Here is a 13,479-nt window from a genome sequence, read left to right as displayed (position 1 = left end):
ACTTGGACTCGAATGACCGCTTTAGTCATTGGGGACAGGTTGAAGTTCAATTGGGGACGTAGCAAAGTTGCAACTTTGCTACGTCCCCAATTGCAAAATAAGGAGACACATGAAAACCAATCGCTGTATTTTTTGTATGCATGAGATCCCGGAGGGGGAGAAAAAATGTCCGCACTGCCACAAAGGCATCTGGCAGTATCAATGGAACCCGACCTGGCTGAAGCCGTATACTATGCTTGCGGGCAGATATATGGTCGGCCGGGTTCTTGGTGAGGGTGGATTTGGTGCAACGTATCTGGCTTTTGATGAAGTAACAGAAAAGTGTGTGGCAATAAAAGAGGCAGCACAGAAGCAGGAAAAACTGCTGGCGACAGCAGAGAGGCTGCCATCTTTGCCGTTCGGACTTGTAAATGTCTATGAGGTGTTTTCGGAAGAGGACAGAGCCTATATGGTCATGGAATATCTTCCGGGGCTGACGCTGAAGGAATGGATGCAGCGAGAGGGGCAGATTCCACAAGAGGAGGCCCTGGCTCTTCTGAAACCGGTCATGGAGGCATTGGCATGCCTTCATAGCGAGGGCGGTATCCACTGTGATGTCAGTCCGGATAATCTGTTGTTTGACGCGTCGAATCAACTGAAGCTGATTGATTTTGGAGCCATGCAGTTTGCAGATATAAAAGAGACGGATACGGAACTGAAAGAGGGGTATGGTCCCCTGGAACAGTATCAGGAGAAGGATAAGATTGGACCGTGGACGGACATCTATGCAGTCTGCGCAGTACTCTATGAGCTGCTGACCGGTCGGAAAGTTCCTTCGGCACCGGACCGCGTGGCGGAGGATGATCTTCATCCGATTCACGAGTATGCGCGGATCGATGTGGCAAGTGAACAGGCAGTCATGCGGGGACTGTCTCTGGATATTCAGAAGCGGTTCTTTGGTATGGATGGGCTGATGAAGGCACTGACATCGGAACACAAAAGTCAGGAAGATCAGCAGAAGGATCTGCAGCTGGCACAAAAAACACGCGAATGCTGGGGTGGTCTTTGGATTGAAATTACTACAAAAGTTGAAAGAGATAGTAAATTTATATCAAAGAAACAAAAAAATATTAAAAACCTTATAAAAATTGCTATTGTATTTGTATGTATCGTGTCAGTATGTTTCGGCGGATACTATGGTGGAAGGCAATATATGAGGGAACATAAGGAACTGATCTTTGATTATAAGCTAAAGAGTGCAATGAAAAAGGCAGAGAAAAAAAACCGTGAGATGGCCAGGGCGGAAGCACAAGGTGAAGTTATGTCATCCAAATCATATTTATCCAGTTCAGACCCGGAATTTGCGGAGACAGTTGCATTCATTAGAAAGCACGGTCTGCGGGATGAAGAGAATAAAGAGACAGAGAGATATTCTTATACGATCAAAGATGCCAGAGAATGGAAACTTTCCACGGAGGATCCTACCTTTTACCTTGATATGGATACAATACAGGAAATTGTAGAATATAAAATGAATTTAAGCGCTAATAGAAGAAGTGAGTTTTTTTATGGTTCTGCAGAGATTAGCACAGACGAGTCAGGAGTACCTTCCCAGTTGCATATATTTCAGAGTCTGTCAGAATCGATATATTTTGATAAAACTGAAGGTAAGACAGAAGGAAGATATATGAGTATAGAGGGATATCCACTGAACAAAAAGGCACGGGAAGTGTCATTGGGCGGTTCAAAAAAAGATGTCCGGTTATTTATGAAAGATGTGATGCCATACCTTGCTCCGGAGGTTATTCTGTATGACAATCAGATCGATGAAATTATCAACAGTGCAGAAGAGGCAGAATCAAAGAGATACAGTGTAATGCTAAATGCAAAATACAGATTGGCTTTTTCGGCGCCGGAGGAAAAGTCGGAAGGGTATTACATTAACGTTGCAAGAGAATAAAAATATGAGGTGAAGCATGGCAGGGGCAAATATTCCGGCAGGTGAGATTCTGCATCAAAAGTATAAATTGAATAAAGTGTTGGGAACAGGCGGCTTTGGAATTACATACCTGGCATTTGATGAAAGCATGGAACAATATGTGGTCATTAAGGAATATTTTCCATCCCGTTTCGTGGTCCGCGCAGAAGATGGGAAACACGTCCTGCATTCGGCAGAAAAAGAAAATCTGATATTATGGAAAAAAGGGAAGAATGATTTTCTGAAAGAAGCGAGGCGCATGGCAAAGCTGGCGCAGATTCGTGGAATTGTAAAAGTGTATGATTATTTTGAAGAAAACGATACGGCCTATCTGGTCATGGAGTATGTGCGTGGCATTGGGCTGGACGAGTACATGAACCGTCTGGACAGTCCGATGGATTTTGCACAGGCCTGGAATTTTCTGCGTCCGGTGGTGGATGCACTGGAAAATATGCATGAGAAGGGCTTGATTCACCGGGATCTCAATCCGTCGAATCTGTTGGTGACAGAGGACAGCATCAAGGTAATTGACTTTGGTGCATCAAGACGCTATCTTGACAATGAGAAGACCATGACGATTCTGGTGAAACGTGGCTATACGCCTCCGGAACAGTACATGGGAAGAGAAAAACAGGGTCCCTGGACCGATGTTTATGCATTCTGTGCGACAATTTACGAGATGATCACAGGAGTGCAGCCGGATCCGTCCATTGAGCGGATGCAGAAAGATGAATTATACCTTCCGTCCTCCTATGGTGTGGAAATTACGCCGGAGGAGGAGCAGGTTCTTGCAAATGGACTGGAGGTCGATCCATCCCGGCGCATCCGGAGTATGCGAAAACTTCGGGAGGCCGTGGAACAGACAGAGGAAAAAAGTATAGCTGCTGATAAATTGTCTGAAAAAAAATCCCGTAAATCTTTGATTTCAGCCGTTGCTGCAGTTCTGGCAGTGATCCTGTTCACAGCGGCCGGTGTGGGATACTATCGTTGGAATGCTTATTTTAAATTGGACGAATCGGATGCAGCAGCTGGCAATTACTCGATGCGTTCTGATACGTACCAGAAGTATCTTGATTTTGTGAAGGAGAATGCCACAGAGAAAGAAATCAACACGACAGAATCTGAGAGATATCCGGAAAGAAATGGAAGTATGATATATACATTACCACTGGAGGCAGTGCAGGAATGGGGACGCCCATGCAACCAGTTTCATTTTGAAATAACAGAAGAAAAACTGGTGGAAAAAATGAAAAATGCAGGATATGAGATGACTCTGGCAGATCAGGAGAAAGTTGAAATTAAGGTGGAAGTGCAACAATTTGGCGCTATTCGAACCATGTTTAACGTAAAAAACAAATATCAGATAAAAGAAAATCTCTGGCTTGTTTCCAGTGCGGACAGCTTTGATAGCCGTATTCATAAAGTCTGGGTTTACCGGACAGCAGATGGGATGAAGATGGAACAGATATGGACAGATGTGATTCAGATTCTGGACGCATCGGCGACAGACCGTGAGAAACTTTTATCAGAGGTTAGGAAAACTCAGGCAGAAGATGCGGCTATGGAGGGAGATAATTCTTATAGTGCGGTATGGACAGAAAACTGTATGCTGTATTACCTGAATCCAGAGGAGGCGGAATTTGAGGGACAGACTGGTGTGTGTGGTTTCATTGTGAAAAAGTATGGAGGGCTGGGTGCGGGATATGACTGGAAATAAAAACAGGTGTGTGTTCTGTATGGAACCATCGGAAAATCAAACAGAGAGCTGTCCGCATTGCCACAGATCTATCTGGGAATATGACTGGCAGGATGGTTGGCTTGAACCATTTACAATATTAAAAGATCGCTATGAAATCGGAGCGGCAGTCAGTGTCAGCAGCCAGAGTGTGGTTTATATAGCTTTTGACAGCACCTTGGAGAAACGAGTCGCGGTCAAAGAGTATACCATGGAAAAGTGGGATGCGGCGGGGCACGAAATCTGTGAAAAATGGTTCGGGCTGACGGATCTGACCGGAATCCTTCCGGTGACTGATTATTTTGCAACAGAGGATAAGGGGTATCAGGTAACGGAGTATGTACCGGGAGGCACATTGCAGCAGAGCCGGAACAACATGGAAGACAGCAGAAAAGGTTTTGAAAAAAATGATCTGGGAACAATTATGGAAGGGCTAACTTCGCTGCACAGCAGGGGGATGGTGTATGGTGTGATCTCTCCCGATCATTTGATACTGGATGGCGGGGGAAAGCTCTGTATGCTCCCCAATCAGTGGAAAGATGGCAGTGAAATAACAAAATATACGGCACCGGAACTGGAGCACAGACCAGAATATGCAGGACCATGGACAGATGTTTACAGCGTATGTGTTCTCGGATCGGAGCTGATGTTCGGTCAGATCTGTCAGACAGCGGACCAGCGTCTAAGCGGAGAGCGGGGGAAACAGGTTCGAAAGCTGGATGAAGAGGAACGGATACAGTACAAGATCTGGCAGGACGGAATGAATCTGGATATGCAGATGAGAGGGTTCTATCTGGGAAATATCGCAGAGGCGTTGGACATGAAAGAGACAGCGGATGCGGTCAAAAAGATGGAAGGTGTCGTACGGGGAAAATGGGCGGATCTCTGGCTGGAATTAACTACGGATGAAACCGCCCGGTTTGTCATACGTTCCGGGCACAGACGCATTTATATGTTAAAGAAGATTGGTTTGCTGGCATGCGGTGCAGCAGCGGCGGCTGGAATAGCTCTGGGAAGTGTTAGTCTGTATTTGTATACACATCCAGAGCAGGTAATCATGATGGAGGTCAATGAAGATTATAAGGCGTATACCACAAATCCACCGGTGGAGTATTATGAGAAGGATGACGAGGAGTATGACCGGATTATGGCATACGCTGAAAAAAATCATACGGAAAAAAGGACATCGGAAGAAGGGGAAGATCCTTTTTACATTAGTTATACTCTTCCGGAGAAAAAAACTGCTGAAAATTCAGATTTAAGAGGAACCGGAGAAACCTTTGCAATCCGAAAAGATACAGTGAAGGATGCATTTGCCCGTATCATGGACACAAATTTGACGGACGATGTAAAAACAGACTCTTATGCATTTTCAAAGGTTACTGTCCGTGGAGAGTATAATCCTTATATGACAGTTAGCACATCTTCTTCGGAAACATACAGCATCAAGGAAGAAGATCTTGAGATTACCGAGAAAATTGGCATTTCCTATGATTTGGTGAAAAACTATGTATGGCAGATCCAATTTGATGGAAAAAAGGAACGGTGCGAGAAGTTTCTGAAAAAAATGATACCGTTCGTTTTGCCGGAAAGCTATCTGACACAGTCAGAAATAGATGCGGCATTGGATGCTGTGACAAGTACCCCCACGTCTTATGAATTGGCAAAGAATGGTCGATTTTCCGTATCCTACAGTGAGAGCAGTGGATTGTATTCGATTACACTCTCTGCTCCGTATGCATAAAGAAAACGGGAGAAAGAAATCTTATATAAAGCAGATCTGCAGGACCATTTTGTAGAAGTGTCGGTCGGGGGAGCTGTGTAAATGAAAGTCGAGTGTAAGAAAAATGAACGAGAAAAAAAGAAGACGAAGAAATAAAAAATATAAGAGAATAGCCGTATTTCTTTTGATGGTGCTGTTTGCATGCGGCATATCTGCGGGAATCCTGTATGAGAGAAGCAGGCCGGTCGACAGGAGCGGAGACTATGCGGGTTCCTATGCAAGAGGATCCGCGCGATACAAAGAATATCTGGAGTTTGTCAAAAAGAATGCCTTGTCAAGGGAAGTTGTCGATGGCAAAGATACCTCCTATACAAAAAACGATGACGGCATGGTGGTGTATACGCTGGATAACACGGCAGTGAAAGAATGGGGCGAGGCTGGAAACATAGTACATTTTCAATATACAGAAGAGCTGGTGCTGGATTGTCTAAAGGAAAATGGATACACAGTGACACTGCAGGCCGAAGAAAATAAAAATCAAGTGCAGGTTCAAAACTGTGGAGTAATTAAAACCAGTTTTTTTCATCGGAAAATTTATGATGTGGGAGAGGATATACAGGTGGTCGTCGCAATAGATCAGATCAGCGGAGAAGTCTATAGCGTAGTGGTAGCTCACACAGAAAAAGAGGATTCTCATACAGAACAGGCAGCGGCACTTCTTTATATTCATATGTCTGAGGTGTTAGATTCTTCCGCGGATGCTGTTCAGGAGATAGCACAGGAAATCCATGAAAATGAACAGATAGCACGTAGTGGAGATACTGATAAAGTGGCGACTTATTATAATAGAATCGCACAGTTAAGCTGCTTAAAGTATCGGGATTATCCGGGATGGGCACAGGTGATAGCTCCATCCCAGTTTGTGAATAATAAAGAAATTTGCTGGTAATTTACAATTGATACAGGTACATTATAATTGTTTTCGAATTGGGCGTTGCTGTTCCATACTTTTTTGTTGTGCCTTATAAACGGCATATCGTTCATTATTCAAAATCCAGGCACCATCTATAACAAAGCTATCCCCATGGTTACAGGTGCCATAATTACCCATTGCAAAAGAAATAGTATCTCCCAATGACCCTCCTCTACCCATAACGGTATGACCATCCGTAATGACATGACCTCTTAATTTTTTTGCCAGATCATATGCTATTTGTCCTCCAGAATTATTTGAAATGGTCAAAGAATCCATGTTTAAATGGGTTTTATTTAAAGTATAAAATTCAAGTTCTGTATATCCATGTTTCTCAAAAAAATAGCTATCTACAGTATAATTATTAAGATCTCTTATTTCCAATCGCTTTTTACTTATATACACTCTTTCTAAACCACCGTGCTGCTGGACAAATTGATACAATTCATTTACTAACTGACTGCGATTACGCCCTTTCTTTGTGAATGTGTCAAATGCAGTTTTTTTAGTTGTATCCTTTACCCAGGAAATAAATTTAATTACCCCACATATAATCAGAATCAATAAAATTAAATTAATAAGCGTTTCCATAACTTTTCTCCTTCTCATATTTTTACAGATATTACAGCCGAATATTTAGCAATACGTAACATCATAAGACTTTAGTTTCCATAGATTTATCCATAGTCTGCTTATTAAAACAGATCTTTTGTGGACAACTTTCAAAATTTTGCTAAAATACAGGGAACTATAAATTTTTATATACAATTCCTGTGTAGCCGTCCTCTCTGCTGGTAAATTTGTACAATCCCATATCAACATCTGTCACTGCTTCTTTGTTGTTTGCTACGCAGGCGGCAAAGTTCTCTTTGTCATATCCGCTGATATTTCTTCTTTGGCAGAACAGCTCAGTAATCTCATTTTCCGTTTCAAACCCCATTCCTGAGAATCCGGCAACGTATATAGTTCCATCGAGACCAATATTGATAAAGACTTCTGAATCGCCGGTGAGTTCTTTATAAGTGATTTTGGTAAGAGTGGTTCCCACACTGCTGCTGTAACGACTTTCCGCGGTGTCGAAGGTGAGGCTCTGCCCAAAAGAATAATTGAGCTCTTCGACGAATGCATCCATTTCCTGTTTGGTGATGGATCCCAGAGGGGAAGGTATACTTTCCGGTGCACCTGGTACGAATTGGGAACCTCTTCTTTTCTCATATGTGAGAAGTGTCTGTACATTTTGCTTATCCGTTGCATCCATGTCTTCCGCATTGAGTTCCTCAGCGGAAATAGTCGGGTGATACCAGCTTTTGGTGCAGAAAAACTGATTCAGTTTCTCATCCTTGAACATGACGCCGTAGCGGGCAAAAATCTCATTGCGTGCAAGAAACAGTTCATAGTCCGTCAGATTGCTCAGCTCATTTTCTGACAGCGAGTGTTTTGCACTTTCCGGAAGAATGTACGGTCCTGTGGATGTGTTAGTCTCGGCATCGTAACCCGTTGAGGATACGACATAATCGGAAGATGCATAGCCTACTTCGTAATCAGAAGAGCTGGGGATAATTGCTTTTCTCTCAGCTGCAAATGTTGTCATGGTAAACGCACTGCTGGCTGCCAGTGTAAGGGAAAGGATTGCGATAAATTTCTTTTTCATAATGATACCTCCATATATTTGTTTTTTTATTTGCGGTTGTTGTGTTTCCTTTGATGATTTTAGTATAGATGGTGTTTTGGAAAATTTGTTTTTCGGTGTGAGATAAGCTGGATATTTTTATGGGCGGTAAAAATCCTGGAAGAAATTATCAGAGAAATATGTTATATTTAAAAGAGAAAATATCGCCGTGTGTGTGGGTAAATGTCCACCTTAATATAGAAGTATCAGGCACATTTATGACCGTCAGCAGATCAGGAAAGGATATCATTATGAAAAAAAATAAGAATAGTTTCTTTGAAGCATTATACTCGAACCTCAGTGCCAACTTTGCAGATCCGGGCAATCTGCTGGATGAAATCAACTCATCGGAGGTGGAGAGCAAGGTACCGCTCAGACTGAGGATTCTTGCGGAAGGATTTAGCCGAAAGATGACAGGGGATCAGGTCAATGAGGTCCTGGCGGAGGAAAATTGTGATACCTTGTATGCCCGCAGTTTTTTTGAGGCGACGATTTTGTATGCACTGGATCATGGGATGGACTATGAGCAGTGGAAAAAATTCTATGCGAACTGCCAGAGCTATACATCGGAGATTGAGAATAGATCGCAGTATTTCCCAGGGGGAAAGATCACGCTGCAGCAACTAAAAGAATATGTGTCAGATAATTCCACAGAAACTATGGAAACTGTGATGCTGACCCGCTGGATGGAAACAGAACTGAAAGAGACCGAGAGTGAGGAAGATTTCCATAACTTTGTGAAAAATAATCGAGAAAAATTTTCTACTGTGCGAGAAAAATCGAGATACTATTTCTGCAAATATCTCTACCTATATATAGAAGAAAAGTGTGAGTCTTATTACGAAAGCTGTGCAAAGTCCGATCAGCAGCGGCTTCAATATGGCAACATGCTGGATAAGACAGAACGGGGAGCTCTGGAGCGATTTGCGCTGGAAGAACTGAGCTTTTTAAAACCGCTGACAAAGTTGAAAAAGGATGCAGAGAAAGCAAAAAACAACATGTCTGTGGAAGAAAAAAGGGAGTATATCGAGAATACTGCACTGACACCGGGCGGCATCTTTGATGAATTTAACTACTTTTATTTTGGATACGTATCTGCGGACTGGATGGAGGTTTTATTCGAACTGTACGGTTCCTTTGACGAATGGCCGGAACCACTTCGGATCAAGGTGGCGCATTCCATGAACCTCTGCGGTATGGAGCCGGATGAGGAAGAGAAAATACAGGCACTGAAAACGCTCAGAGAAATGGAAGAGAAACAGAGGAAAAAAGAGGAAGCGCTGGATGATGCATATCAGAGAAATGACAGCGAGTCAAAAAAACTTTACCAGCAAGGCCGTGTGGGAGAAGATTATTTCCGCGAGTTTATCACTGGTGGCAGAGATATCAACCGATCCACGCTGATCTGTTTTCTGCTGTTCGTAAAGATGCGCATGCAGCTGAGTGAGGAGAACAAGATTACCATGAACAGGCTGAATCGCATTCTCCTGAACTGCAAGTTCTTACAGCTTAAGCCGGACAATGACTTCGATCAGTTCGTGATCCGGTTCCTCAGGTCACAGGAACCGATGGAGATTCTGGAGGAAGAGGTGGAAAAGCAGGTTGTGCAGGGAAAGAATTTTTATCTATATAAAGTATATAACGAGGCATACTGTCATCAGAAGGAACTGCTGGAGTATTTGATCTAGCAGGAAGACAGTAAATATAAAAGGACAATAAAAAATATAGAAAACACAAAAAAACATAAAAAAACAGGTTGATCAGGATTTGGAAAAGCTGCCACTTTTCTTAAAATCCTGATTAATCTGTTTTTTATATCATGGGAAATTTCTTCGATCTTCCTATGATATAAAAACGCTCCGCGGGGTTCGCACTACGGCGGAAGGGACTTATTTTACAGTCCCTTTTTAATTCTTAATAGGATATTCTCCGTAGAATTTCTGAAAAACAAATTTTCCAATTTGTCGTGTAGACTGGTCTTATAACAGAGAAACGCATAACAAGAAAACGCATTGCAAAAACAAATACATTGCAGCAAAAACATAGGAAAAAGGCATTTCAGAGAAAAGCGTAGGAAAAGGCAGTTCAGTAAAATGTATAAGAAAAAAACAGTTCAGCGAAATGGAAAAAGAAATTATGAGGAGGAGCATATGAATCAGAAAAAAGTACATGAAATGGTCTGTGTCATCGATAAGAGCAGATCTATGCACGGCAAGGAACAGGCGACAATACAGAGCTACAACGAGATGATCCAAAAACAGAACCAGGAGAGCAGCATCTACATCACCACAACGCTTTTTAGTGATGACAGCAGAGTTCTTCACACGCACACACCGATCAAAGAAGTGAAGCCGCTGACAGAGCGGGAATATTATACAGAAGGTAACACGGCACTCTTTGATGCCATTGGAAAAACATTTCTTCAGGTAGAGGAGCTTTTGAGAGGAGAAGTCGATCCCAGGGTGGTGGTCATGATCATCACAGATGGGCTGGAGAATGCAAGTACCTGCTTCAGCGGTGAGGAAATCCTGCAGCTCATCCGGAGAAAGCAGAAGGAGGGATGGGAGATCATGCTGTTCGGCACAAACCTGGAAATGATCGACATCGCAAAACGTGTCGGGATTAAAAAAGAAAATGTGCTGAAGTATCCGGACACGGAGGACGGACTTAGAACAAGCTACCAGATTGCTGGAAGAAGATTTACGGAAATGCTGAGTGTATAAATGCTGGTATACAAATGTAGATATCAGTTTTGAAAATGTGAAAAACAAATTTTCTCAAATGAAAGCTACAATAAAAATATGGTAAAGAAATTGTAAAAAGTATTGATGAGGAAAGTGAGGAGAAAAAGGATGAGTAAAATGAAAAAATCAAACAGAAAAGAGTCAAGAAAATTAAAATTGTGGAGAAAGCAATTGACGGCACTCGTTCTGGCGGCAGCTGTCATCGGAACATCGGTAGAAATGCCGGTCATGGTTGCCAGAGCGGCAGAGGAAACAATGACCACAAATGAAGCAGGAGAAGTTGTTTCTGAAGAGAAAAATAATGGTGAGCAGGAGAATACGGCTGTGCAGGAGGAAACTGCGGCAGAGGAGGCGGCTTCGGCGGCGGAGATGAATCCGGAAAATGAAAATTCCGATGAATCCACCACAACGGGATCGGCGGAAGAATCAAAAACAGAAGAAAATACACAGACAGAAGACGGCAATCAGGCAGAAGGCAGCAATCAGACAGAGGACGGCAATCAGGCAGAGGACGGCAATCAGACAGAAGCAGCAGAAGATCGATTTGCAGAGGCTGTTCTTATGGATCAGAATACCGTTTATGATGTGACCGGGTCTGCATATTTCAAAATTACAGCAGAAAAAAGTGAGACCTGTATATTTTCCACGACAGACAGTGAAGGAAAAGAGATTAAAATCAAGTTTCATATATATGATGAAGAAAAGAAGCTGATTGAGCATCCGGAAAAAGCTGATTCGGAAAAGGAAGATTCGGAAGAAGAGAAGGAATACATTTTCGAGGAAGGAAAAACCTACTATGTTGAAACCCTTCCGGAGGAAGAGACAATAGCCTACCAGATAAAATTCACAGCAATCAAGGATACGGCAGAGGAAACAGAGGCAGAAAATGATAAGGCAGCAAACAATTCCGGACAGGAGCAGAAGAAAAAATCTCTGACCGGAGACGATACCGGGAATATAGAGGCATGCACCACATACAGAAGCCAGGCAGACGCTCTGAACTGGGTGCGTTCCAAGGTCGGACAGGGAATTGATGCGGATGGGGTCTACGGTGTACAGTGTGTTGATTTGATACTGGCTTATTATGATTATCTCGGCGTGCCCCGTTCTTCAGGAAATGGAAAAGACTATGCGACGAACAGCCTTCCGGCCGGATGGAGCCGGATCTACAAAGCGCAACCACAGCCGGGCGATATTCTGGTATATGGCGCCAGCGGCTCCAATCCATATGGACATGTCGCGATCTACGAAGCAGACAGAATTACGTATCATCAGAACTTCGGCGGCAACAATAACCCGGTTCAGAGGGTGACATACCGATACGATGGACTTAGTAACCCGTACTGGGGCGTCATCCGTCCAAACTTCTCGAATGGAGAGGTATCCGTTTCCTTTACGGACGTCAAGACCACGATGGTAGATACATGGAATGCGGAGTTATATGGGAAAATCCAGAATCCAAGTCGTGCAAATGTATCACAGGTAGGATTTTTGGTATGGAATGGATCAGGGACGCTGGTAGCCAGCCACATAGAAAATTGCGGGCTTACCGCATCTGTGATCACCCAGACCCAGAACATTGTCGCTGATTCACTGCCATCAGGACTGGTATCCGGCACATATCACACATTTCAGTTATATGCAGTAATAAACGGAAAAAATTTTTACAGCGACAAAGTCGGATTTACAACAGGGGGAACAGCTCCTTCGCCTGATCCTACTTCGGTATCCGTGAAAAAAGTGACCCTTAACAGTGCGAAACGTGCAGCTTATAATGCCATCAACTTATCCTGGGGCAGAAATTCCAGTGCATCGGGATACGTAGTATATTGTTCAACATCTAAAAATGGTTCTTACAAGTATGTTAAGACTACCAAGAGCAACTACAACACAAAGCTGAAGGTTACAGGACTCGTAACCGGAAAAACATATTACTTTAAGGTACGTGCATATAAGACAGTCAATGGAAAGAAATATTATAGTTCTTATTCCAATATTAGATCTGCGAAACCGTCACTTGGCGCAACAAAAATAATAAAATGCAGCAATTCTTCATCCAGAAGAGTCAGTCTCAAATGGAACAAATCCACAGGGGCATCCGGATATGTGGTATACCGTGCAACATCTGCAAACGGGACTTATAAGCGGGTAAAAACGACGAAGGGGAACGGAAGTGTATCTTATACAAATAAGGGGCTTACAAAAGGAAAAACTTACTACTATAAAGTCAGGGCATACCGTACGGTGTCTGGAAAAGCGGTGTATTCGGAATGGTCTGGCGTTAAGAAGGTGAGGTGCAGCAGGTAGTTGGTTAAGTGAAAAAAATAGTAAGTGGAAAAGAAACAGGTCGGTAAAAGTCGATCTGTTTCCTTCTATTTGGTTTTTCGAAATGTATAAGGGTATAGAACGAACATTAAAGTAATAAGAAATAAATGTCAAGCGTTTTTGAAAATGTCCCAAAATAAGTGAAACATTAGCCCCGGTTTTTACTGGGGCTGTTTTAATAGAATTAAGTAGTTCTTGTGTTAAGGTAAATTAGTTTCAAAATTATTTCTTGGTATCACAACTAAGCCCTTTGGTGGCATAGGGATCTGCCCTATGTACCTTCAAGGGACCAGTCTCTTGACCCATAATCCCTCGCCGGGATGGCAGGGAAAGGGACGGTGTTCCGTTCCTGA

9 protein-coding genes are annotated in these 13,479 nt (G+C 42.9%); 7 read left to right on the top strand and 2 right to left on the bottom strand.

What is annotated here, in order from left to right; all coding sequences use genetic code 11:
- Positions 1–109 precede the first annotated feature (109 nt).
- From BUB85_RS12975 to BUB85_RS12960, 4 genes are all read left to right on the top strand, one after another.
- Entirely contained in the window at positions 110–1,939 is a 1,830-nt protein-coding gene (locus BUB85_RS12975) for a serine/threonine protein kinase (protein ID WP_084534040.1), read from the top strand.
- Positions 1,940–1,955: 16 nt separating this feature from the next.
- Positions 1,956–3,674, top strand: coding sequence for a serine/threonine protein kinase (locus tag BUB85_RS12970; protein ID WP_073111176.1), 1,719 nt, complete (start codon positions 1,956–1,958; stop codon positions 3,672–3,674).
- 19 nt (positions 3,675–3,693) lie between these two features.
- Complete coding sequence (locus BUB85_RS12965) at positions 3,694–5,436, top strand: protein kinase domain-containing protein (protein WP_159434646.1); 1,743 nt, start codon at positions 3,694–3,696, stop codon at positions 5,434–5,436.
- A 103-nt stretch (positions 5,437–5,539) separates the two neighbouring features.
- Complete coding sequence (locus BUB85_RS12960) at positions 5,540–6,364, top strand: alpha-amylase family protein (RefSeq protein WP_073111171.1); 825 nt, start codon at positions 5,540–5,542, stop codon at positions 6,362–6,364.
- Positions 6,365–6,385: 21 nt separating this feature from the next.
- Here the strand turns inward: BUB85_RS12960 and BUB85_RS12955 are convergent, their stop codons facing one another.
- Positions 6,386–6,979 (bottom strand): hypothetical protein, encoded by a 594-nt coding sequence (locus tag BUB85_RS12955; protein WP_073111169.1) that lies wholly within the window; start codon positions 6,977–6,979, stop codon positions 6,386–6,388.
- A gap of 157 nt (positions 6,980–7,136) precedes the next feature.
- On the bottom strand, positions 7,137–8,039 hold the full coding sequence (locus BUB85_RS12950; protein ID WP_073111167.1) for a YARHG domain-containing protein: 903 nt from the start codon (positions 8,037–8,039) through the stop codon (positions 7,137–7,139).
- 269 nt (positions 8,040–8,308) lie between these two features.
- On the opposite strand from BUB85_RS12950, the gene BUB85_RS12945 reads away from it, so the two are divergent.
- The 3 genes from BUB85_RS12945 (at position 8,309) to BUB85_RS12935 (ending at position 13,108) form a co-directional block, all read left to right on the top strand.
- Positions 8,309–9,745: a hypothetical protein gene (locus BUB85_RS12945; RefSeq protein ID WP_143160719.1), complete on the top strand. Its 1,437-nt coding sequence runs from the start codon at positions 8,309–8,311 to the stop codon at positions 9,743–9,745.
- Between the two features lie 462 nt (positions 9,746–10,207).
- Complete coding sequence (locus BUB85_RS12940; protein WP_159434645.1) at positions 10,208–10,780, top strand: vWA domain-containing protein; 573 nt, start codon at positions 10,208–10,210, stop codon at positions 10,778–10,780.
- A 129-nt stretch (positions 10,781–10,909) separates the two neighbouring features.
- Positions 10,910–13,108 (top strand): fibronectin type III domain-containing protein, encoded by a 2,199-nt coding sequence (locus BUB85_RS12935; protein WP_073111160.1) that lies wholly within the window; start codon positions 10,910–10,912, stop codon positions 13,106–13,108.
- Positions 13,109–13,479 lie beyond the last annotated feature (371 nt).

The organism is Hespellia stercorisuis DSM 15480, assembly GCF_900142165.1.
Taxonomy (GTDB): domain Bacteria; phylum Bacillota; class Clostridia; order Lachnospirales; family Lachnospiraceae; genus Hespellia; species Hespellia stercorisuis.
This window is presented reverse-complemented; position numbering and strand designations above follow the sequence as displayed.